The 22,251-nt window shown below is 53.4% G+C and carries 19 protein-coding genes; 12 read left to right on the top strand and 7 right to left on the bottom strand.

Annotated features, from left to right (window positions below; genetic code table 11):
• Window positions 1-386 precede the first annotated feature (386 nt).
• Complete coding sequence (locus tag ABGT74_RS10715) at window positions 387-2,333, top strand: glucosaminidase domain-containing protein (RefSeq protein ID WP_346705502.1); 1,947 nt, start codon at window positions 387-389, stop codon at window positions 2,331-2,333.
• Window positions 2,334-2,362: 29 nt separating this feature from the next.
• Window positions 2,363-2,536, top strand: a complete 174-nt coding sequence (locus ABGT74_RS10720) for a hypothetical protein (protein ID WP_346705503.1) — start codon at window positions 2,363-2,365, stop codon at window positions 2,534-2,536.
• Window positions 2,537-2,608: 72 nt separating this feature from the next.
• Here ABGT74_RS10720 and ABGT74_RS10725 read toward each other — a convergent pair whose 3' ends face one another.
• Window positions 2,609-3,538: a sugar phosphate isomerase/epimerase gene (locus ABGT74_RS10725; RefSeq protein ID WP_346705504.1), complete on the bottom strand. Its 930-nt coding sequence runs from the start codon at window positions 3,536-3,538 to the stop codon at window positions 2,609-2,611.
• A gap of 446 nt (window positions 3,539-3,984) precedes the next feature.
• Between ABGT74_RS10725 and ABGT74_RS10730 the strand changes: the two genes are divergently transcribed.
• The 4 genes from ABGT74_RS10730 to ABGT74_RS10745 all read left to right on the top strand — a co-directional run bounded on the left by ABGT74_RS10730 (window position 3,985) and on the right by ABGT74_RS10745 (window position 8,897).
• Entirely contained in the window at window positions 3,985-4,995 is a 1,011-nt protein-coding gene (locus ABGT74_RS10730) for a sugar ABC transporter substrate-binding protein (protein ID WP_346705505.1), read from the top strand.
• 218 nt (window positions 4,996-5,213) lie between these two features.
• Window positions 5,214-6,719, top strand: coding sequence for a sugar ABC transporter ATP-binding protein (locus ABGT74_RS10735; RefSeq protein ID WP_346705506.1), 1,506 nt, complete (start codon window positions 5,214-5,216; stop codon window positions 6,717-6,719).
• Complete coding sequence (locus ABGT74_RS10740; RefSeq protein ID WP_297283171.1) at window positions 6,712-7,695, top strand: ABC transporter permease; 984 nt, start codon at window positions 6,712-6,714, stop codon at window positions 7,693-7,695. Before ABGT74_RS10735 ends, ABGT74_RS10740 begins: the two co-directional genes overlap by 8 nt.
• 197 nt (window positions 7,696-7,892) lie before the next feature.
• A complete protein-coding gene (locus tag ABGT74_RS10745; RefSeq protein WP_297283170.1) occupies window positions 7,893-8,897 on the top strand; it encodes a Gfo/Idh/MocA family oxidoreductase in 1,005 nt (334 codons plus the stop codon).
• 53 nt (window positions 8,898-8,950) lie between these two features.
• Here ABGT74_RS10745 and ABGT74_RS10750 read toward each other — a convergent pair whose 3' ends face one another.
• Window positions 8,951-9,970 (bottom strand): Gfo/Idh/MocA family oxidoreductase, encoded by a 1,020-nt coding sequence (locus ABGT74_RS10750; protein ID WP_346705507.1) that lies wholly within the window; start codon window positions 9,968-9,970, stop codon window positions 8,951-8,953.
• A 307-nt stretch (window positions 9,971-10,277) separates the two neighbouring features.
• Here ABGT74_RS10750 and hrcA point away from each other — a divergent pair, with 307 nt between their 5' ends.
• The 4 genes from hrcA to dnaJ all read left to right on the top strand — a co-directional run bounded on the left by hrcA (window position 10,278) and on the right by dnaJ (window position 15,019).
• Window positions 10,278-11,324 carry a heat-inducible transcriptional repressor HrcA gene (gene hrcA / locus ABGT74_RS10755; protein ID WP_297283168.1) on the top strand — a complete coding sequence of 349 codons (1,047 nt, stop codon included), beginning with the start codon at window positions 10,278-10,280 and terminating at the stop codon, window positions 11,322-11,324.
• Between the two features lie 30 nt (window positions 11,325-11,354).
• Window positions 11,355-11,903, top strand: a complete 549-nt coding sequence (gene grpE, locus ABGT74_RS10760) for a nucleotide exchange factor GrpE (protein WP_346705508.1) — start codon at window positions 11,355-11,357, stop codon at window positions 11,901-11,903.
• Between the two features lie 45 nt (window positions 11,904-11,948).
• On the top strand, window positions 11,949-13,793 hold the full coding sequence (dnaK, locus tag ABGT74_RS10765; RefSeq protein WP_346705509.1) for a molecular chaperone DnaK: 1,845 nt from the start codon (window positions 11,949-11,951) through the stop codon (window positions 13,791-13,793).
• A 77-nt stretch (window positions 13,794-13,870) separates the two neighbouring features.
• Window positions 13,871-15,019, top strand: a complete 1,149-nt coding sequence (dnaJ, locus tag ABGT74_RS10770; RefSeq protein WP_346705510.1) for a molecular chaperone DnaJ — start codon at window positions 13,871-13,873, stop codon at window positions 15,017-15,019.
• Between the two features lie 67 nt (window positions 15,020-15,086).
• On the opposite strand, the gene ABGT74_RS10775 is transcribed toward dnaJ, so the two are convergent.
• The 4 genes from ABGT74_RS10775 to ABGT74_RS10790 all read right to left on the bottom strand — a co-directional run bounded on the left by ABGT74_RS10775 (window position 15,087) and on the right by ABGT74_RS10790 (window position 19,039).
• Entirely contained in the window at window positions 15,087-15,953 is an 867-nt protein-coding gene (locus ABGT74_RS10775; RefSeq protein ID WP_297283164.1) for an NAD(P)-dependent oxidoreductase, read from the bottom strand.
• Between the two features lie 29 nt (window positions 15,954-15,982).
• Window positions 15,983-17,350, bottom strand: coding sequence for a citrate/2-methylcitrate synthase (locus tag ABGT74_RS10780; RefSeq protein WP_346705511.1), 1,368 nt, complete (start codon window positions 17,348-17,350; stop codon window positions 15,983-15,985).
• A 164-nt stretch (window positions 17,351-17,514) separates the two neighbouring features.
• The gene (locus ABGT74_RS10785) at window positions 17,515-18,141 is read right to left on the bottom strand and encodes a flavodoxin family protein (RefSeq protein ID WP_297283162.1); all 627 of its coding nucleotides are present in this window, start codon (window positions 18,139-18,141) and stop codon (window positions 17,515-17,517) included.
• A 46-nt stretch (window positions 18,142-18,187) separates the two neighbouring features.
• Window positions 18,188-19,039: a YihY/virulence factor BrkB family protein gene (locus ABGT74_RS10790; protein ID WP_297283161.1), complete on the bottom strand. Its 852-nt coding sequence runs from the start codon at window positions 19,037-19,039 to the stop codon at window positions 18,188-18,190.
• A gap of 130 nt (window positions 19,040-19,169) precedes the next feature.
• On the opposite strand from ABGT74_RS10790, the gene ABGT74_RS10795 reads away from it, so the two are divergent.
• Window positions 19,170-19,682: an SLOG family protein gene (locus tag ABGT74_RS10795; protein ID WP_346705512.1), complete on the top strand. Its 513-nt coding sequence runs from the start codon at window positions 19,170-19,172 to the stop codon at window positions 19,680-19,682.
• A 68-nt stretch (window positions 19,683-19,750) separates the two neighbouring features.
• Here the strand turns inward: ABGT74_RS10795 and ABGT74_RS10800 are convergent, their stop codons facing one another.
• Entirely contained in the window at window positions 19,751-20,818 is a 1,068-nt protein-coding gene (locus ABGT74_RS10800; RefSeq protein ID WP_297283159.1) for a branched-chain amino acid aminotransferase, read from the bottom strand.
• A 236-nt stretch (window positions 20,819-21,054) separates the two neighbouring features.
• Between ABGT74_RS10800 and ABGT74_RS10805 the strand changes: the two genes are divergently transcribed.
• Complete coding sequence (locus ABGT74_RS10805; protein WP_346705513.1) at window positions 21,055-22,155, top strand: polysaccharide deacetylase family protein; 1,101 nt, start codon at window positions 21,055-21,057, stop codon at window positions 22,153-22,155.
• Window positions 22,156-22,251: the final 96 nt, after the last annotated feature.

A 22,251-nucleotide genomic window follows, 5' to 3' on the forward strand; every position in this document is an offset into this window, starting at 1 on the left:
TATTATATCAGATCGTTTTCAGTTTGTCAAGAACTTTTTTCAAGTTTTTCAAACTTTTTTCGACCCGCGCCGCTTCTTTCCGAAGCAGCCTATTTAGTATATCAAACCGAGAAACGTTTGTCAAGAACTTTTTTCATTTCTTTCAAATTCTTTCCGATTTGGCGGCCTCTCACCGAAGCAACTTTCTTAGTATACTACACATAACCGACCTTTGTCAATACTTTTTTACATTTTTTTGCTTTTTCCCTATCCCCCCACATACTGCATTTGAACGCTTGTCTGTTTCATGCTATAATACAGCCATTATATGCTGTTGCCACCAAATGCTTTTTTCTTTGTTGGTTGGTGGTTTCTGCACTGATACTTTTCCCATTCTGGAGGATTCTATGCTTAAACGCCTAATTTTTACCGCTCTGAGCATTGCCGCCCTCACTTATTCGGCATCCGCGGCCAATGCGCTTCCTGCCACTTCCGGCGGGCAGACGTTTTATGTCAGCACTTCTCTTTCGGATGCAGTTGGCAAACCAGCCGATCCCACTATATATAATATAGGAGGAAATACTTATTTTAAATTGCGTGATCTCGGGCGTTTGTTGGATTTTGGCGTCACATATGACAAAGCCACAAACGCTGTCCACATTGATCCCGATGCTGCTTATGTCCCCGTTTCTGGCGAAAGCAGCACCATCCAAAACACTGCTACCGCACCAGCGTCCGCTGTCGTCACGCGCCAGACTCTTTATTTGAACGGTTCTCTGATTTCGCCTACCGTATATAATATTAAGGGAAACAACTATATTGCTTTGCGCGCACTAGGGCAGCTTGTGGATTTCGGCGTTTCTTATAACTACGATAACCGTCGCATCACTGCCTATGCCGCTTATCCCTATGCAGAAGAAACCACATGGTCCGCGGCAATGAACGATTTGGCAAACAATCTGCGTGTTCTGCCTGCCTCGTCGTTTTCCGATACAGCGAACCGATATGCTCCCATCATAACCGACGAAGCAAATGCCGACTGGCGTGATTTGATCAGCCAGCTCCGTGCTGTCAAGGGCGCTCCCTTGTATGCTTCATCCAACAACACACTATACCGCAGCAATCTTTACTGGGCGGATAGGCTCACCGCCGCCTTGACAAACACCACTCCCGCAGCGACGCCGCAATATTCCGGCAGTCTTACCGCGCTTGCCGATTCTGATTTATTCGATAACCCCGACAAGAATATGCTGCAGGCCGATTTTCAAGCCATGTCAACCGCCTATCTCGGTGCAAAGCCAGCATCCTTGAGCGATGTTACAGTTTCCAACGGATATTCCCGCGATGCGCGCAGCCGCCCTTCCCTAACCGATACATATACCCTGACCGGCGGCGCAACAGCATCCGACTACACCGCAGCCAAGCGCTATTTCTCTTCGGATATGGCCAAGCTGTCCTCCCTGCATTCCGACGAGGAACGCGTCGCTTACATCTATGAGTTGCTGCAACGTGAATTCCGTACCGGCGGCAACGCTTCTTGGGTCAAGTCCTACAACAAAAACGGCAGTGTCAGCACGCGTTCGCTGGCTGCTGCAGCCGATTGGATGTTCTCAGAGGCTGGCATTCCATCATTTCTGGTACGCAGTTGGTCCACGGCATGGAACGTCGTCTATGTTAACGGGCAATGGGCAGTTTTTGATTTCACTAAGGGCAGCACACTTCGCTCGCTCGACGAGTACCACCTGATCGACCTGAATCCCGGCTCTACCCTGCTGTTGACACAGGTCATGCGTCCCGGTGCTTCCTATTATAATTTACGCACTGCAACCGTTGATAAATATTTCACCTATACCAGCATTGCTGGCACCGCACAGGCTACTGCGAAACAAATGCAGACCTATATTAAAAAAGTCAATCCCAACGTACCGCAGTCGGTCATTGATATGATCCCCTACTATCTGTCTGAAGGACAAGCAGAAGGCATCCGCGGTGATATCGCCTTTGCGCAGTCCTGTCTGGAAACAGGAAACTTTACCTTCAAGGACAGCGCCGTTAAGCTGGAGCAAAATAATTTCTGTGGACTTGGCGTACTGGATAACGGTATGCTGGGCGCGTCCTTTGATACGCCGCAGCTCGGCATCCGCGCCCAGATCCAGCATCTCAAGGCATATGCCAACAAATCCCCGCTGAACAATCCGGTGATTGACCCGCGCTTTTCTCTCGTCACACGCGGTGCTGCTCCCACAGTGCAGTATCTTGGCATACAGGAAAACCCGCACGGATACGGCTGGGCAGCCGGCGCAGATTACGGCGTAAAAATTCTCAATATTTTGGAGAATATCCTCGCTTGCTAATGGGGATACTACAACAGAGGTGAATCTACATGAATCGGTATCATAATCTGACCGAAATGCTGGCCATTAACCGTTCTGCACATGCTTACTTCTCTCAACTGCCAGCCCATGTCCGCCGCATGATTATTGAACGCGGCGACTGCGTCCATTCCCAAGCTGAGCTACAGGGCTATGCCGAACAGTTGATGCATCAGAACGATTAAAAAAGTGCTGCCGTTTATCCGGCAGCACTTTTTCGTTTTTCCCCTCAAAACGCAGCCATCAGCCGCTTTCTATTAAACAATATTCAGCGCTTCCCGCAATACATGCAAACTGGCCAAGTGCCCATCCAGCATGGACATCGTCAAATCCTCCATTTCCAGAGAGATCTCATCATCATATCCCGACATACGCACAACCGAGAAAAATTCCTTCCACCACTTAGCATCATGTCCTGCGCCCACGGCAACATAGTTCCATGCGCGCTTTGCAAATGCGTCGATTGGCTTGGTGTCGAGCATGCCGTTGGGCTGCCAATAGCGACGCTCCGGCCGAGAATCCTTTCCATGCACGTGATAAATCGCACCATGCTCTCCCAGCACACGCGCCGCCTCAATCGGATCTCCGCCCATCCAGAACAAATGCGAGGGGTCCAGATTCATGCCGACCATCGGGCCAACTGCCTCACGCAGCCGCAAGCAGGTTTCCGGATTATATACCAGCTGCATTCCGTGGTTTTCCAGCGCGATCTTCTCAACGCCGCAGTCTGCTGCCATCTTGACGATTTCCTTCCATGCCGGAATAGCAACTTCATCCCATTGGTACGCCAGAATCTCCTGCGTCTCCGGCGGCCATGAGGTAGTAATCCAAACCGGCGTTTTGTCCCCTTTGCAACCGGCCGGCAATCCGCTCATCATGACGATTTTCTTCACGCCAAGCATCTGTGCCAGCGCAAAGGTCTTTTTTGTCACATCCATCTCCTGTTCATAGGCCAGTGGGTTGCCCGAACAATTGAGCGCGCACAGTTCCAACCCTCTGGCCCGCATTGCATCATACCACTGCTCCCGCGCCGTCCGGTCGCTGACCAGCAGATCCAAATCGCAATGCGGTGCGCCCGACCAATTCCCCGTTCCGATTTCAATTGCTGCAATGCGCTGCTCCACGCAAAAGTCCAGCATCTGCTCATAAGGCATGTCCAATGTACAGGTCTTGATTGCCAGCTTCATGCAATATTCCTTCCCTCACCATAGATTGTGAGGTAATTTTACCACACTGTAACCTGCACCCGCAAGAGATATCTCCAAAATATGCCCAAATCAGACATACTTTTCCCCCGATTTCCTCATGAAATTTGCCCACAAAGGTATTTTTTGCACAATGCACACCCTGCCTTTTCCTTTTGCAAATCCATTCTTTGTGAACCTGCACAAACGCACCCGTAAGCAACTCGCTATTACCGACAAAAATCACAACAAACACTTGTCAAAGTACCACAGATGCATTAAAATATTACCAGAACGTTGGAGCGTTCCAGTGTCCTGCAATATGGCGGGGCAACACGACGAGCAGTGAGCAAGCGCTGGCTTGCTGCATAGGATCATTTCTTTTGCAGCAGCCGGGATTTCCCGACCGGCATTTGGTCCCTGCGCAAAAAAAGGAGAGAGGTTTTATCATGAAGAAGAGACTACTGGCAATGTTACTCGCAGGCGCTATGTGTGCAAGCCTTGCAGCTTGTGGCGGCACCACCACGAATGACACCGGCGACACCGCTGAAGGCGGTGAGTCCAGCGGCGAAGGCTACTCCATCGACGTCATCCTGAAGACCACGGCTTCCGAGTACTGGGGCTACGTTAAGGCTGGCGCTGAAGCGTACATGGCTGACAACCCGGACGTAAAGGTTGAGGTTAAGGGCGCTTCCTCTGAGACTGCTTACGACGAGCAGCAGAACATGATCGAGACTGACCTGAACTCCGGCGCGTACGACGCTTTCGTTATCGCTCCGCTGCAGGCTGATCTGGTGACCACCCTGATCTCTGGCCAGACCGCTCCGATCATCGCAGTTGACACTGACATTGATGCTCCGGAAGTTAAGTCTTTTGTCGGCACCGGTAACGAAGACGCTGCTGCAATGGGCGGCGAAGCGGCTGTTAAGGCTGCACAGGAAGCTGGCTGGACCGAGCTGAAGGCAATTGCTATCTCCGGCGTACAGGGCGACAGCACCGCTACCGCTCGTCTGACCGGCTACCAGAAGGGCATCGAAGCTGCCGGCGGCACTTTCCTGGCTGACGAAACCCAGTACGCAGACGCTGTAGCAGATAAGGCTGCTACCTCCATGGAAGCAATCATGCAGAACCATCCGGAAGGTATCGCAATGATCGTCTGCAACAACGACGACATGGCAATGGCAGCTGCCCGTGCCGCTAAGGGCAACGAAGCTTATGCTAACACGGTCTTTGTTGGTTTCGACGGCATCCAGTCCGCATGCACCGCTATCCTGAACGGCGAGGAGACCATGTCTGTTGCACAGGAAGCTTATGACATGGGCTACATGGCTGTTGACGCTGCTGTTAAGGCTCTCAACGGCGAAGAAATCAAAGAGTTCATCGATTCTGGCTGCTCTGTTGTTACCAAGGACAACGCACAGGAGCGTCTGGATACCCTGAAGAGCTATCTGGGCGAGTAATTTACAAGCCGCTCTTGTAGGTAAGTTTTAAGTAAAAGGGAGGAACCCCTGCAGGATTGAATAATCGGTGCAGGGGTTCTTTCCAAGCTACTGACCCCACCCGCGAGACTGAGACAAAGTACCATACATGCCCTGACATGACTTTGTCCTATAACTGTACCGAGACCAGTTCCCTTATGTCCCGCACTTCATCTCGGAGAAGAAAAGGTGATATGCAAATGAGTGAATACGTAGTAGAGCTGAAAAACGCAACGAAGCGTTTTCCGGGCGTAGTGGCTCTGAGGAACATGCAGCTCGCCGTCAAGCCCGGAGAGATTCTGGGTCTGATCGGTGAGAACGGCGCGGGCAAGTCGACACTTATCAAGGTGTTGACCGGCGTGCACCAGGCAGACGAGGGCCAGATTTTTGTTGACGGCGTGGAAAAGCATTTCAAAGATCCGAATGAATCCGCAGCGGCAGGCATTGCCTGCGTATATCAGGAGCTGAATATCGAAAAGCTTCTGAGCGTAACCGATAACATTTTCATCAACAAATGGATCAAGAAGGGTGCCCTGCTTGACTATCCGACGATGCATAAGAAGGCCAAGGAGGTCATGGCATCGCTCGGGCAGGATATCGACCCGACCAAGGCTGCCGGCACGTTCGGCATGGGCGTGCAGCAGATGATCGAAATCGCCAAGGCAGTTCTGATCAATGCAAAAATGATTATTATGGACGAGCCGACCTCGTCTTTGGGCGAAAAAGAGGTAGAACAGCTCATGAAGACCTGCCGTGAGCTCAAGGCGCGCGGCATCGGCATCGTCTTTGTATCGCATAAGCTCGAAGAGTTGTTTGAGCTGTGCGACCGTGTCACCGTTATCCGTGACGGTGAGTATATTTCGACCAAGCCGATCGACGAGTGGGATAACGACTCGCTGATCACTGCAATGGTAGGCCGTTCGCTCGACAACCAGTTCCCCAAGGAATTTGGTACGAAGAGCGCAGAGCCGATGCTCAAGGTAGAGCATCTGACCGAAAACGGCGTACTGCGCGATGTTTCGTTTGACGCATACGGCGGACAGATCCTTGGCTTTGCGGGTCTGGTCGGCGCAGGCCGTACCGAAACCATGCGTGCGATTTTTGGCGCCGATCCGATCGACGGCGGCAAAATTACCATCAAGGGCAAGGAAGTACATATCAAGTCTCCTCGTCAGGCGATCAAAGAAGGCATCGCATTCCTGACGGAGGACCGCAAGGGCCAGGGTTTGGTTCTGGCGCAGACCATCCGCACCAACCTGATCCTTGCAAACATGAAGGGCTTCAGCAACGGTCCTTTCCTGGATGAAAAGAAGATTCTGGAGAGCGGCGAGAAGGCAATCGCGTCGCTGCGCATCAAGACCCCGTCGATCGACGAGATCGTCGGCCAGCTGTCCGGCGGCAACCAGCAGAAGGTTGTTATCGGCAAATGGGTCAACACAGATGCCGATATCTTCATTTTCGACGAGCCGACCCGTGGTATCGACGTCGGCGCAAAGGTCGAGGTTTACAACGTCATGAACAGCCTTGTCAAGCAGGGCAAGTGCGTCATCATGGTATCCTCTGAAATGCCGGAGATCCTCGGCATGAGCGACCGCGTAATCGTTATGCGCGGCGGTGAGGTAATGGCGGATGTCAGCCGCGACAGCAAATATTTCAATCAGGAAGACCTTATGAAGGCAGCTTGGGGAGGTAAATTAGATGACTAAAACGAAAAAGTCCAGCAATTTAATGACGTATGCTGGTACGTTCGGCGCATTGTTGATCCTTTGCATCGTACTGACGATCGCATCGCCCAACTTTTTCAAGTATTCCAACCTGATGTCGGTTCTCAAGCAGACATCGTTTAACGCACTGGTTTCCACCGGCATGCTGCTCTGCCTGATCACCGCCGGTATCGACCTTTCGGTTGGTGCTAACGCAACGTTTTGCGCCTGCCTTGCCGGTATGCTGGTACAGAAGGGCATGACCAATTCGGTTGTGCTGCTGATTGTTGCGATTGTAGCCGGCACGCTGATCGGCTGGATCAACGGCATGATGCTGACCCGCCTGCACCTGCCCCACCCCTTCGTTTCCACCCTTGGTATGAAGAACGTACTTTGGGGTGCAGCACTAATTGTAACTGGTTCCCAGATGGTTTCGTTCTCCGGTCTGGACGGTGTCATGTGGCTCGGCTCCGCTACGGTTGGCGGCTTCCCTGTTAGCTTCATCGTTGTTATCGTAATCTACATTATCATGCACATCCTGCTGACCCGCACTTCGCTGGGCCGCTCGATCTACTGCTGCGGCGGCAACCCGGAAGCAGCTCGCCTGTCCGGTATCAACTCTGCAAACGTGCTGACCTTCTGCTACGCGCTGTCCGGCTTCATGGCGGCGCTGGCTGGTATCGTTTCGATCGGCCGTTCCGGCATCTGCAACGGCGTTAACGCAACCCAGCCGTACGATACCGACGCAATCGCAGCGTGCATCATCGGCGGCGCGTCCTTCATGGGCGGTAAGGGCACCATGATCGGCACCATGCTCGGTGCGCTGATCATCGCGGTTCTGCGTAACGGCTTCTCGCTGCTGTCCGTTTCCTCGGCAGTACAGAACCTGGTTCTCGGCCTGGTTATCATCGGCGCCGTTCTGCTCGACGTTACTCGTGAGCATATGGAAGCAAAGGCTCGCCGTCTGGCCGCAAAGTAATTACTCATTTTCATACACTGAAAAGGCTGCCGTTTGCGGCAGCCTTTTCCACTTCACAGCCTCTATTGCCTGTTTCTTGATGCGAATAGGCTGTCCTGCACTTTTGCCAAAAGTCATCTTTTCTCTTGAATCCTGTTTCACTTTATTGTCATATTATTTTGTTGTTTTTTAATTTACTTCCAAAGGAGAGATTTTACATGTTGAATATTGGTGTGATCGGCTGCGGCGCCATTGGCCGCGATCATATCCGCCGCCTGCACGATCTGGTTCCCGGCTGTCAGGTTGTCGCCTGCGCCGATTATTTGGAAGAAGCTGCTCGCAAAACCGCAGCGCAATACGCAGGCTTACGCGCTTACGCAACCGGCGAAGAACTGATCGCCGCTCCCGAAGTACATGCCGTCCTTATCGCTTCTTCTGATCCCAGTCACGCTGGTTATGTTCTAGAATGTCTCAAGCACGGTAAATATGTGTTCTGTGAAAAGCCGCTTGCACAAAACGCAGCTGACTGCGAAAAAATCATCCAAGCAGAAGTGACTCACGGCAAGCGCCTGGTACAGGTCGGTTTTATGCGTCGCTATGACCGTGGCTATGCCGAAATGAAGCGGATCATTGACTCCGGCGAACTTGGCGCACCGCTGATGATCCATGCTTGCCATCGCAACGTGTCCCAGCCGGACGGCTTCCAGACCGAAATGGGCGTATCCAATGTTGCCATTCATGAGCTGGATATCTGCCGCTGGCTGCTTTCCGATGAATATGCAAACGGACAAGTGCTCAAGGTACGGCAGTCTGCCTGCTCAACCAAGGGCTACGATAATCCACAGATCGTGCTGCTCGAAACCCAGTCGGGCGCACGTATTGACGTAGAAGTGCAGGTTGCCGATGCTTACGGCTATGATATTCAGTGTCAGGTTGTATGCGAAAAAGGCACGGTCAATCTCCCTGACCCGTATGCTGTTGTCAAACGCGCAAACGCAACCCGCTCCTTCCCCATCCTGACCGACTGGAAGGATCGCTTCATCGAAGCCTATGATATCGAGTTGACCGAATGGGTCAAAGCGTTGGCTGCAGGTGGCCCGACTGGTCCGTCCGCTTGGGATGGCTATGCTGCCTGCGTTGCGGCGGATGCGCTCAACCGTTCGCGCGGCACCGGTCAATTCCTCCCCATTGAAATGATGGATAAGCCTGATCTGTATAAATGATAAAAAGCAGCCCCGCGCTCAAGCGCGGGGCTGCTGCTATATAAATAGACCAATCAATATTCCACTTTGACAGCCTTGCCGCTGTGGAAAGAATCCGTGATCGCATAGGTGACAACCGTTGCTTTGGTGCCGTCATATACGGTCAGTTCCGGCTTACGATCCTTCTGAATGCAGTCAATAAAATCTACCATTTCCAACAGATACGCTTCTGCGAAGCGCTGCGGGAAGTTTTCGATGATCTCCTGCCGTGCGCCGTACTGGTCGTATACCATGACGCGATCCTTCCACGGCACGCCAGCTACGCGGATATGACCATCTGTCGCAACGATTTCCGTTTCGGTGTGATAACCATGCGGCGCTGTACGGCCGACATGCAAAAACGCCACCGTACCATTATCGAACTTGAGCATTGCCATGCCGGTCTCGGTATCGCCATTCTCAGCAAATTCGGGATGCTTAAACGTTGTGCCTGCCGCATACACCTCAGTCACCTCGCCGCCGAGGAACCAGCGCATCAAGTCGATGTCATGCGACGCCGCATCAATAAAGATACCGCCCGAGGTCTTGGAGAACTTGATGCAGCTCTCAACCAGCGCTTCCGGATCCAGACCAGTTGCTTTGACCAGATAGGGTTTGCCGATTTCACCGGCGTCGATCTTCGCCTTTGCATCTGCATAAGACGGGTCGTAACGACGCATAAATCCTAAGAAGAACACCTTATCCGGGTGGCGCTCTACCGCAGCCTCCGCACGCTTGCATTCCTCCAGAGAGCAGCCGAGCGGCTTATCCGTGAATACATGCTTGCCAGCATCCAGCGCATACTCGATCATCCAGCAGTGCTCCGGCGAGGAGGAAACGATAACCACGGCTTCAATATCCGCCTCATCTACCATCTTTTTGTAATCGGTTGTTACAAAATCGACCTTGAGATATTCTTTTGCCCAATCCAGATCTTTCTGTTCCAGCGAACACGCAGCAACCAATCGGCATCCTGGGATCTTAAACGCCAGATTTTCCGCATGCACTGCGCCCAGACGGCCCAGGCCAACAATACCGGTTTTTACTTCTTTCATGTGATTTTGTCTCCTTCTTTTCTGAGAATATATTTCTCTCTCTCACGGCCGACTGCCGTTTTTCTCCATATACTATCATATCATTTTACCGTTTGAAAAGCAAACATAATACGCTGGATTCTCCACGCTGGATTCTCCAGTCCACTTTCCGACATTGGCACTCCCCTCTGCCATGTGACAAAAACAGGTGCATCATTTAACAAAATATTCATAAACGGCACTTGACTTTGCTGCCGTGGGGTGGTAAATTAAGTTTAGCACTCAGGAAGGATGAGTGCTAAACCCGAACAGAAAGGAGTCAGGTTCGGTGGAATTGTCCGAGCGAAAAAAGCAAATCCTAAAAGCAATCATCGGTGACTATATTCGCACTGCCGAGCCGGTTGGCTCCAAGGCACTGACCGAAGGGCATTCCCTCCCCTTTTCTTCCGCCACCATTCGCAACGAAATGAGTGAACTGGAGGAAATGGGGTATCTGGAAAAACCGCATACCTCTGCCGGACGCATTCCTTCTCCGCAAGGCTATCGGCTGTATGTGGATGAGCTGATGGAACTGCCGACGGACACCGGCGAGGATGACGCACCGCTGCAAACCATGATGCAGACCAAGGTGCGGGAGCTTGACCGTCTCATCCAAGAGGCCGGCAAGCTGATCTCCAGCCTGACCAATTATGCATCTGTTGCCATCACCCCGGCGCTGACCCAAATTTCCATACGACAATTTGAGATCATCCCGGTGGACAAAATGAACTTTGTCATTGTGGTTGTTACAGATTCCGGCACGGTCAAAAATAAAATGGTGCGCACAATGGCCGATGTTTCCAAAGACGAAACCGAATTGCTCACTTATGTGCTCAACCAAACCTTGACCGGCCTGCCGCTTAGCCATATTACGGCAGAACGCTTCGACATTGTGCGCCGCGCCGCTGGCCTTTCCGCGCTGCTGGCACCGGTTGCCGAATACATTGCAGAGCTGATTGAAGAGCTGAGCGACCAAAAGGTTTTTCTGGAAGGCACCAACAAACTGCTGCGTTTCCCCGAGTATCGCGACCTGCATAAAGCGCAGGCGCTGCTCGATTACATGGAGGACGACCGGAAGCATCTGCTGCCGGCCACACGCAAGATCGACGGAATCCAGTTCTTTATCGGACCGGAAAACGGGGCAAATCCCCTGCGTGAAACTTCCGCGATTTACGCAAAATACGATATCGGCCACATCGGACAAGGTGCGATCGGCATTGTTGGACCGACCCGAATGGATTACGCCAAGTTGTCCGCGCAGCTCAGCCGCTTCGCAAAGGGGCTGAACAAGCTGATTGCGGAAACCTTTTTGGATGAAAAAGACGGGAATTCCTGATTTCCCTGCAAATGGAGGCATCAAAACAATATGAGCAAAAAGAAACAGCCTGAAGCTGCCGAAGCGGAACAGACGGCGGCTGCGCAACAGGAAGCGGAAACCGCTGCTGAAAACAACGTAAGCGAAGAGGCAGCTGTACAGCCCACCGAGGACTGGAAAGCCAAGTTCGACGATCTCAATGACCGTTTCCTGCGCATGGCTGCGGAATATGACAACTTCCGCAAACGCAGCCAACGCGAACGCGAGCAGTCTTATAACGATGCGGTCAGCCACGCGGTGAAGGCGTTGCTGCCGACCTATGACAACCTCGAACGAGCGATCAAAGCAGAAACCGCAGACTCGGAATACAAAAAGGGCGTGGAACTGACCATGACCCAGCTGGTCGAAAGCCTCAAAAGCATCAATGTCACGATCATCGAGGCATCCGCAGGCACGGCCTTCGACCCGAATTTCCACAACGCTGTAATGCATGTGGAGGATGAAGCGTTTGGCGAAAACCAAATTGCCGAAGTGTTCCAGCAGGGCTTTCAGATCGGCGATAAGGTCATCCGCCATGCAATGGTCAAGGTGGCCAACTAATCACATTGTAAAATACACAGTTATCATAAAGGAGTGCTATCAATCATGGGCAAAATCATCGGTATCGACTTAGGTACTACCAATTCCTGCGTATCCGTTATGGAAGGCGGCGAGGCGGTCGTTATCCCTAACGCGGAAGGCGCACGCACGACCCCGTCTGTTGTTGCGTTCTCCAAGGACGGCGAGCGCATGGTCGGTCAGGTTGCAAAGCGTCAGGCTGTTACCAATGCGGATCGCACGATTATTTCCATCAAGCGTCACATGGGCTCGGATTACCGCGTCAACATTGACGGCAAGCCCTATTCCCCGCAGGAGATCTCCGCAATGATCCTGCAGAAGCTCAAGGCAGACGCAGAAGCCTACCTCGGCCAGCCGGTAACGCAGGCGGTCATCACGGTTCCGGCTTACTTCTCCGACTCCCAGCGTCAGGCAACCAAGGACGCTGGCAAGATCGCAGGTCTGGAAGTGCTGCGTATCATCAACGAGCCGACCGCAGCTGCGCTGGCTTACGGCGTTGATAAGGAATCCGAGCAGAAGATCATGGTTTACGACCTTGGCGGCGGCACGTTCGACGTTTCCATCCTCGACATTGGCGAAGGCGTTCTGGAAGTACTGTCCACCGCAGGCGATACGCACCTCGGCGGCGATGACTTCGACCAGCGCATCATCGACTGGATGGTGGCAGAGTTTAAGAAGTCCAACGGCATTGACCTGTCGAACGATAAGATGGCGATGCAGCGCCTGAAGGAAGCTGCTGAGAAAGCAAAGATCGAGCTGTCCGGCATGTCCCAGACCTCGATCAACCAGCCGTATATCACCGCAGATGCGACCGGCCCGAAGCATCTGGAACTGACGCTGACCCGTGCAAAGTTCAACGAACTGACTGCTGATCTGGTTGAGCGCACCATGGGCCCGGTTCGTCAGGCAATGAGCGACGCAGGCCTGTCTGCTTCCGACCTGTCCAAGGTTCTGCTGGTTGGTGGCTCGACCCGTATCCCGGCCGTGCAGGAAGCCGTTAAGGGCATCACCGGCAAGGAAGGCTTCAAGGGCATCAACCCGGATGAGTGCGTTGCAATCGGCGCATCCATTCAGGGCGGCGTACTTGGCGGCGAAGTCAAGGACGTACTGCTGCTCGACGTTACCCCGCTGTCCCTCGGCATCGAGACCCTCGGCGGCGTATGCACCAAGCTGATCGAGCGCAACACCACCATCCCAACCAAGAAGAGCCAGATCTTCTCCACCGCGGCTGACAACCAGCCGTCCGTTGAGATCCACGTGCTGCAGGGCGAGCGCGAAATGGCTGCCGGCAACAAGACGCTTGGCCGCTTCACGCTTGATGGCATTGCTCCAGCTCCGCGCGGCGTACCGCAGATCGAGGTTACCTTTGACATCGACGCCAACGGCATTGTAAACGTATCGGCTAAGGATCTTGGCACCGGCAAGGAGCAGAAGATCACCATTACCGCATCGACCAACCTCTCTCAGGAAGAGATCGATAAGGCGATGCACGAGGCTGAGCAGTATGCTGAGCAGGATAAGAAAAACAAGGAAGCGGTTGAGATTCGCAACAACGCTGAGCAGCTGGTATTCCAGTCTGAAAAGGCACTGACCGATCTGGGCGATAAGCTGTCCGCAGACGAAAAGAGCGGCGTACAGGCTGAGATCGACAAGGTTAAGGAAGCGCTCAAGGGCACGGATACCGAGATGATCAAGATGGCGACCGACAACCTCTCTAAGAAGTTCAGCGATCTGGCTGGCAAGATCTATCAGCAGCAGGCACCGCAGGGCGATCCGAACATGGGTGGTCAGGCAGGCGCACAGGGCGGCCCGCAGGGCGATTTTGTCGATGCAGACTTCACCGAAGTCAAGGACGACGATCAGAACAAGTAATTATCCATGCCGCGTGGGGCGGAACGGAAACCGTTCCGCCCTGCGGCATGCTATTTTCCATTATTTGAGGGATCACAATGGCTGATAAAAGAGACTATTACGAGGTGCTTGGCGTACAGAAAGGCGCAAGTGAGGACGAGCTGAAAAAAGCTTACCGTCGTCTCGCCCGCAAGTACCACCCTGACCTAAATAAAGACAATCCGGAGGCTGCCAATAAATTCAAGGAAGTCAACGAGGCATACGAAGTGCTGTCCGATGCGGATAAGCGCGCCAAATATGACCAGTTTGGCTTTGCGGGCGTCGATCCGAGCTATGGCGGCGGCGCAGGTGCGGGCGGCTTCGGTGGCTTTGACATGGGCGATCTGGGCGACCTGTTCGGCTCCTTCTTCGGCGGCGGCTTTGGCGGCGGACGCAGTTCGCGCCGCAACGCCCCCCAGCGCGGCGAATCCATCCGGCAGAACATTATCCTCTCGTTTGAGGAAGCCGCATTTGGCTGCGAAAAAGAGATTTCCGTCAACCGCATCGAGTCTTGTGACGAATGCGGCGGTACGGGCGCAGCCAAGGGCACGAGCGCCGAGACCTGCCCGAATTGCCGCGGTACCGGCACCGTAACGCAAACCCAGCGCACGCCGCTTGGCATGTTCCAGACGCAGGGCGCATGTCCGAACTGCCGCGGCACCGGCAAGATCATCAAAAAACCGTGCAGCAAGTGTAATGGCGCAGGGCGTGTGCGCAAGACGCGCAAGTTCAAGGTCAATATCCCGGCTGGCATTGATGAAGGGCAATCCATCCAGCAACGCGGTCAGGGCAATGCAGGCATCAACGGCGGCCCGGCTGGCGATCTGTTTGTGACGATCTCCATTCGTCCGCATCCGATTTTCACACGTGAGGGACAGGACGTTTACGTCGATATTCCGATCTCGTTTACGCAGGCAGCGCTGGGCGATACCTTGCAGGTGCCGACTATCGACGGTCGCGTGGAATACAAAGTGCCGGAAGGCACGCAGACCGGCACGGTATTCCGCATGAAGGGCAAGGGCATCCAGAATGTGAGCGGCCGTGGCCGTGGCGACCAGTACGTCCGTGTAAGCATTGAAGTGCCGAAAAATCTGTCCGAAAAACAGAAAAAGCTGCTGCGGGAATTTGAAGAATCCTCTACCGATGACAACCAGAGTAAGCGCAAAGGCTTTTGGGATAAGGTGAAAGACGCACTCGATATCGACTGAGCACCGCAATATAAGACAAAGGCTCGGAACCATTCGGTTCCGAGCCTTTGTTTGTTTCCCTCAGATTTTACTCGTTATTGCCACGATAATAGCGGATGAGCGCCTGTGTGCCCAAATCACCCAAGCCCTCGGCTTCCAAATCGCCATACATCGTGCAGACGCGCTCGAGTACGGGCAACGAGCCAAAGCCCTGTCCCTGTGCGATCTTCATATCCTTGATGAAGTGCTTGAGGAAAAATCCGGGCGCATAGTCCTCCCGCATCATCTTGGGCATGAGGTTTTCCATCTGCCACGAACCAGCTGCGCCCTTGGAAATGCTGTCCAGCATCTTCTGCGTATCCAATCCTGCCCGCTCGGCGTATGCCAGCGCTTCGCTGACGCCCGCGATCGTACCTGCAATCGCAATCTGATTGGCCATCTTGGTATGCTGTCCCGCACCCGCAGGGCCTTCATAAACGATCTGCTTGCCCATCGCCTCAAAGAGCGGCAGACAGGCCTTGAAATCGTCCTCCTGTCCGCCGACCATGATAGACAGCGTGCCGTTCTTCGCGCCCGTGTCGCCGCCCGAAACCGGCGCATCCAACGTATGCAGGCCGCTTGTTGTGCCTTCTTCGTAAATCCGAACGGACAGTTTGGGGTCGGTCGTTGTCATGTCAATCAAATACGTACCCGGTTGAGCGGCCGCAAGGATGCCCTCCTGTCCGAAATAAACCTGCTCCACATCCTTCGGGTATCCCACCATTGTGATAACAGCATCTCTGCCCGACGCGCACTGCGCCACAGAATCGCACCATGTGACGTTGTTCTCTTTGAGAAAATCCTCCAGTTTGGATTTGGTACGCGAATAAACCGCCACCTCATATCCTGCCTTGAGCAGATTTTTGACCATGGAGCGCCCCATCACACCAACGCCGATAAATCCGATTGACTTCATTTTTCTTCCTCCCGTTTATAGTTTTGTCATCAACGATCTTTTAGCGACACATAGCCGGTTGGCGGCTGCACACAGCGATATGCCGGACGAATAATCTTGTCCGTATTGACCAGTTCCTCCAGTCGGTGCGCACTCCAGCCTACGATACGGGCGATTGCAAACACCGGCGTATACAGTTCAGGCGGCAAGCCAAGCATGGAGTATACAAAGCCCGAATAAAAATCGACATTTGCCGAAACGCCTTTATAGATATGGCGCTCATGCGCAATGACCTCAGGCGCGAGCCGCGCAACCAGAGAGTACAGCGCAAAATCCGCATCCCTGCCCTTTTCATGTGCCAGCTGCCCTACAAAGGACTTGAATACCTCGGCACGAGGATCAGAGATCGAATAAACCGCGTGACCCAAGCCATAGATCAAACCCTTGCGGTCGAACGCCTCCCGGCGCAGGAGACGGCTCAGATAGTCCGCAACCGCTTCTTCGTCGGTCGTATCCGTGATGTTTTTCTTCAGATCTTCAAACATCTGCACAACCTTATAATTGGCGCCGCCGTGCTTCGGCCCTTTGAGCGAACCAAGCGCCGCTGAAATGGCAGAATAGGTATCTGTTCCCGAGGAAGTGACCACATGCGTGGTGAACGAAGAGTTATTGCCGCCGCCATGCTCCATGTGCAGCACAAGCGCCAAATCCAACACACTGGCCTCCAGCGGGGTATACTGCATATCCGGACGCAGCATACGCAGGAAATTGGATGCCGTGGATAAGCTGTCCGACGGATAGTGAATATACATGCTTTCGCCGCGCTCATAATAATTATACGCATGATAGGAATAGACCGCAAGCATCGGGAACACTGAAATCAGCATAAGGCATTGCCGCAGCACATTGGGCAGTGTGATCTCATCCGCATTGCTATCATAGGATGCCAGCGTCAGCACACTGCGGGAAAGGCTGTTCATCATATCATGCGTCGGTGCTTTCATAATGACATCGCGCGTGAAATTCGTCGGCAGCGTACGTCCCTGCGCCAGCAGGTTTTTAAAATCGCTCAGCCGCACAGCGTCCGGCAGTTCACCGAAAAGAAGCAGGTAGGCAACCTCCTCGTAGCCCTTGCGTCCGTCCCGTATGAAGCCCTGCACCAAATCGTTGATCTTGATGCCGCGATAATACAGTTCACCGTCACAGGGAACCAGTTCCCCGTTCTCCTCTTTTTGGGAGATGATATCTGATATGTTGGTCAACCCCGCAAGCACGCCTTCACCATTCAGGTCACGCAGACCGCGCTTGACATCGTACTCTTTATACAGCGACGCCTCTATCCGGTCATGTCTTGCGCAAAGCGCCGCCAACCCCTCGATCCGCGGCGTGACCTGCAAAATATCGTGTTCTACCGTCATATAGTATCCATCCCTTTCCAGTATATACTATCCCATGTATATATTGTATCGGGAAATACGCAAGGCTTCAACGTCAATTCGGTTACATCCTGTGAATAATCTGTGAATTTTATTTCGTTAACCTATCAAAAAAGGGAAGGCCGTCCATGCCTTCCCTTTTTCTGTCAACGGATGTAATTAAACATAGTGCGGTGATGGGTCTCCGGCGGAGCGATGCCTGCCTTATCAATCACTTTAAGCATCCATGCAATATTGCGGCCGAGCTTTTCAATCACTTCCACACCTTCAATATCCTGCTTGCACTCACCGATGTCGGCACCATGTACGGCATTCCAGTAATCCGAGGTAACCAGCACCATCTCCATTGCGTCCATCAGGCCGAGCAGCTGCTGATAGGTCTCCATGCCGCCCGAACGGCGCAGCGTACACAGTGCCGCACCCACCTTATGATGAAACTGATTCTCGCCGCAGCAAGCCGCCAGCATAATGCGGTCCATCACACACTTCATGCTGCCAGCAATGCCGCCATGATACACGGGAGAAGCCAGCACGATCGCGTCCGCTTCGATGCATTTCTCAATGATCTCATTGACACCGTCATCTGCCTGCACACAGCGCAGCGTATTGTGATCCAGACAGTGATAGCACGCCATGCACGGATGTACCTTAGCGCCGGGCTGGCATACCTCAAACTCAATGCCCTCCTGCGCCAGCACACCGCCGAGCACCTCGAGCATTTGCGCGCAGTTACCGCCCTTGCGCGGCGATCCATTGATTGCTACTACTTTCATCCTTCTTGTCCTCCTTTGTTTTTATCTGCAAACCACCAGAAGCGGTTTAATCAATATGCTTTTGGTTTTCCAACCGATACAGGCGCATGACCACCAACGTATGATTGAGCTGCGGCCCCATCAGCAGGATCATGCTGACGATATACAGCCACAGCATCAGCACAATGATGGCACCCAGAGAACCATACAGCACGGAATAGCTTGCCATATTGTCCACATAGAACGAAAATCCCCAGGAAACCAGCAGCCATGCCACCAGTGAAAACAATGCCCCCGGCCATACCTCTCGGAACTTTAGATGCAGGTTGGGAACAATACGGTTGAACAACATCAGAAATACAAAAATAAATGGGATCATCACCCAAAAGCTGGCGTCGTGCGTCATATTGAGCACGGGCTGCGGAATCGGAACCACCCGCGGCAAAAGACGGATAAGCGCTTTGCCCGCAACCACCAAAACAAAGCTGCACACAACCGATACCAGAAACCCTGCCGTGATGCCAAACGAAATCAGTACATCCCAAACCATGCCGCGTGCTACCTCGACATGGTAAATGTCGTTGACCGTGCGCATCATGGAACGCACCGCGCGCGAAAGGAAATACAACGTCAATCCAATGCCGATCAGCATGGGGCTGACCGGCGGCGTTGCCGCAAGCTGATCGAGATAGGAAACGATCAGCTGCTGCAAGCTTTTCGGAAGCATATCCAGCACCGGTTCAATCCCCTCCATCGAAAGATTGAGCCGTGCCAGCACTGCGTTAAGAAAGATGAGCAGCGGAAACAAGGAAAACAGCAAGAAATAAGACAATTCTGCTGCCGCCTGCGGAATGCCATCTGAAAAGTATCGATAAACCATGCGCTTGACCAAATAGAAAAAGCGGTTCTGTCCGTTCATGGCATCCTCCTCTTTTCAGCGCAGTTTTTATTATTGTACCAGCTTTTTTTCTTCTTTACAACTTGCGTTTTCCGTCTTTGTGAGGTATACTGTTCACAATAGAACATTTGTTCTTTTTGGAGGGATGGAAATGCAGACCGGCCGTGACACAACCTGCTGTTTTTCTGGCTACCGCGTCGAAAAAATGCCTTTTGCCACGAACGATCCTCGCGTCGATGCATTGACTGCTGCACTCGATCGCGCCATCGCAGATGCCGCAGCGCAAGGCTATACCGGTTTCTTTTCCGGCATGTCCACCGGCTTTGACTTATGGGCCGCCGAAGCGGTGCTGCGCGCACGGGAAACTCTGCCGATACAGCTGTTCTGCGCAATTCCGTTTGACCATCAGGCGGACCACTATCCGTCCGAATGGAAGCGCCGCTTCAACCATTGCCTGCTTGCCGCCGACCGCGTATTCGCGCTTTCCCGGAATTATCACGCCGGATGCTATGCCGCACGCAACCGCTTTATGGTGGATGCCTCTTCCCTGCTCATCTGCTATTTTGACGGTAAACCGGGCGGCACAGCACAAACCGTTCGCATGGCGAAGCAAAGCGGTCTGCGCATCGTCAATCTGGCGGACGGACAATTGCAGCTCTTTTAATCCAAACGCAAAACTCCCTTCGACGTATTTCGCGTCGAAGGGAGTTTGCCTTTTCAAAAAACGCTTTATCAGTCTACCTTGACCGTCCAGCCCAGCTCATCAGGCAGCGTGCCCCACTGGATGCCGGTCAGCGTGTCATACAGCTTGTGCGTGATTTCGCCGATCTCACCGTTGTTGATGTAGGCTACATCGCCCTCATAGCGCAGCTCACCTACCGGGGAGATGACCGCAGCCGTACCCGTACCGAACACCTCTTCCAGCTTGCCTTCCTTGGATGCCTGCATAACGTCCACGATCGGCAGACGCTCCTCGGATACCGGAATGCCCCAGTGCTTGAGCAGGTCGATGCAGCTCATACGGGTTACGCCCGGCAGAACCGTACCCACGCAGGGCGCGGTATAAACCGTGCCGTCGATCTTGAAGAAGCAGTTCATCGAGCCGACTTCCTCGACATACTTGTGCTCGACGCCGTCCAGCCACAGGGTCTGCTCATAGCCGAGATCGTGCGCCTTGACCTGAGAGATCAAGCTGGCTGCATAGTTACCACCGCACTTGGTAAAGCCGGTGCCACCCGGGCAAGCGCGGGTATACTCATCCTCGACGAAAATCTTGACCGGATTGATGCCGGTGGAGTAGTATGCACCAACCGGCGAGCAGATGATAATGAACTGATGGGTCTTGGAGGGACGTACGCCCAGATGCGGCTCGGTCGCAATGACAAACGGACGGATATACAGGCTGGTGCCCGGCTGATGCGGCACCCAGTCCTGCTCGACCGACACCAACGCCTTGACCGCCTGCACAAAATCCTCAACCGGCAGGCTGGGCAGGCACATACGGTGGTTGGTGTTGATCATACGCTCGGCATTCTTATCCGGGCGGAACAGCTGGATCGAGCCGTCCGGCGTGCGGTATGCTTTCATGCCCTCAAAGGACTCCATCGCATAGTGCAGCACCATCGCCGCAGGATCAAGCGACAGCGGCGCATACGGCACGATACGGGCATCATGCCAGCCCTGCTCCTCATCATGGTCGATAACCAGCATATGATCGGTATAATAGATGCCGAAACCCAGATTATTTTCATCCGGCTTGGGCTTTTTGTGGTCTGTGAGCTGTGTTCTGATCTGCAGCATGGTGGATTCACTCTTTCTGTTATAGGTTTTGTACCCTTTCATTATAGCACTTTGCCAAGATAAAGCAAGGCGTTTTTTTATAAGAAGGATGACAAACCATCTGCTTTTTGATATAATATGTTCGTATAGTTTGCTGAAAGGAGTGACCGCGTATCCCACGCAAGCTGAAAAAGCTGCTCAGTCTTGTGCTTTGTGCAGCGCTTATCCTTGTCATACTTCCTGAACCAGCCCGCGCATTGACATTAACCGCGGTCAACGATACGTTGCTCCCCTTGTCCGACAGCACCATGCCGACGCGGCTGGGCGGCGAGCTTTATGTCCCATACAGCGTGTTCTCCTCTCTGGGCGTATCTGCTTCCAGCGAAGACAATGTGCTCAACCTGTCCTATGGCGGGGAAACCCTCAGTTTCTCCACCGCAGAGGGGTATGTATATGACCAGAACCTGAACAGCTACTCCCCTCCGGCCTATGACATGAACGGCACGGTGTATGTGCCCGTCAAGCTGTGCTGCGGCAAGTTTGGACTGAGTTATTCCACGCTGTCTGTCTATGGTGAAACGGTGCTTCGTATCACAGATGGTTCAGCCTCCAGCGATTCCGCTTTTGCCTCCAACCAAGGCAGCGCCATTGAAAGCGCAATCAATGCATATAACGGCGTTACGCCTTCCGAGCCTACGAATCCCGTAGAGCCGCCCACGCAGCCGGTGGAGCCGCCCATTCCCGATGTGGAAGAGCAGCCCACCCAAAAGCCTTCCCGCGTGTACTTAACCTTTTATGGCGCACCAACGACCGATACAACACCGGCTGTCTTGGATGCGTTACAGAGCGCCGGACGGCTGGCAACCTTTTTCCTACCCACCGATACATCCACTTGGCCGGACGATGTGATCCGCCGCATGGCAGCCGAAGGGCATACGATCGCACTCCTGCTGGACGCAACCGACCAAACCTCCGCAGAGGACATGCTGTCTGCCCTATCTGCCGCTAACGATCGGCTGAACTTTTTGACCGGCCTATCCACCCGCATTGTCTCGAATGAGAGCGGTTGCGGCAATCTGACACAGGCGCAGCGCGATGCATTGACTGGAGCAGGCTACCGGCTCTGGGATGCCACTATTGATTGCGCAGACGATACACAGTCCGCAGCCCGTGCCTATGCAACAACAGCACAGCAGTTCACACAGACCACAGCAACTGTGATTGTGAAACTGCACCACAGCCGCAACACAGCCCAAACCGTGCAGTTACTGGCCGGCTATATGTCCCGTCAGGGCATTCCGTCCTCACGTATTACCTACGGCACTACGCCCATCAACGGCGCTTCTGATACCCGGTAAACGAAATATGCAAAAAGGGCCTGTTGCAAAATAGGCCAAAGAAAAAAGACAGGCAGGGCAGCCCGAAAAGGGTTGCCTTGCCTGCCTTTTTGCTTT

It is taken from the genome of uncultured Agathobaculum sp., assembly GCF_963927765.1.
GTDB lineage: Bacteria > Bacillota > Clostridia > Oscillospirales > Butyricicoccaceae > Agathobaculum.

Bases quoted from the DNA above. Each gene is read 5' to 3' on its own strand.
- ABGT74_RS10725 (WP_346705504.1), bottom strand. From the start codon at position 3,538: ATGAAGCTGGCAATCAAGACCTGTACATTGGACATGCCTTATGAGCAG.
- ABGT74_RS10735 (WP_346705506.1), top strand. From the start codon at position 5,214: ATGAGTGAATACGTAGTAGAGCTGAAAAACGCAACGAAGCGTTTTCCG.
- ABGT74_RS10790 (WP_297283161.1), bottom strand. From the start codon at position 19,039: ATGAACGGACAGAACCGCTTTTTCTATTTGGTCAAGCGCATGGTTTAT.
- ABGT74_RS10715 (WP_346705502.1), top strand. From the start codon at position 387: ATGCTTAAACGCCTAATTTTTACCGCTCTGAGCATTGCCGCCCTCACT.
- ABGT74_RS10795 (WP_346705512.1), top strand. From the start codon at position 19,170: ATGCAGACCGGCCGTGACACAACCTGCTGTTTTTCTGGCTACCGCGTC.
- ABGT74_RS10745 (WP_297283170.1), top strand. From the start codon at position 7,893: ATGTTGAATATTGGTGTGATCGGCTGCGGCGCCATTGGCCGCGATCAT.
- ABGT74_RS10730 (WP_346705505.1), top strand. From the start codon at position 3,985: ATGAAGAAGAGACTACTGGCAATGTTACTCGCAGGCGCTATGTGTGCA.
- ABGT74_RS10775 (WP_297283164.1), bottom strand. From the start codon at position 15,953: ATGAAGTCAATCGGATTTATCGGCGTTGGTGTGATGGGGCGCTCCATG.
- ABGT74_RS10720 (WP_346705503.1), top strand. From the start codon at position 2,363: ATGAATCGGTATCATAATCTGACCGAAATGCTGGCCATTAACCGTTCT.
- dnaK (WP_346705509.1), top strand. From the start codon at position 11,949: ATGGGCAAAATCATCGGTATCGACTTAGGTACTACCAATTCCTGCGTA.
- ABGT74_RS10740 (WP_297283171.1), top strand. From the start codon at position 6,712: ATGACTAAAACGAAAAAGTCCAGCAATTTAATGACGTATGCTGGTACG.
- dnaJ (WP_346705510.1), top strand. From the start codon at position 13,871: ATGGCTGATAAAAGAGACTATTACGAGGTGCTTGGCGTACAGAAAGGC.
- ABGT74_RS10800 (WP_297283159.1), bottom strand. From the start codon at position 20,818: ATGCTGCAGATCAGAACACAGCTCACAGACCACAAAAAGCCCAAGCCG.
- ABGT74_RS10785 (WP_297283162.1), bottom strand. From the start codon at position 18,141: ATGAAAGTAGTAGCAATCAATGGATCGCCGCGCAAGGGCGGTAACTGC.
- ABGT74_RS10780 (WP_346705511.1), bottom strand. From the start codon at position 17,350: ATGACGGTAGAACACGATATTTTGCAGGTCACGCCGCGGATCGAGGGG.
- ABGT74_RS10750 (WP_346705507.1), bottom strand. From the start codon at position 9,970: ATGAAAGAAGTAAAAACCGGTATTGTTGGCCTGGGCCGTCTGGGCGCA.
- grpE (WP_346705508.1), top strand. From the start codon at position 11,355: ATGAGCAAAAAGAAACAGCCTGAAGCTGCCGAAGCGGAACAGACGGCG.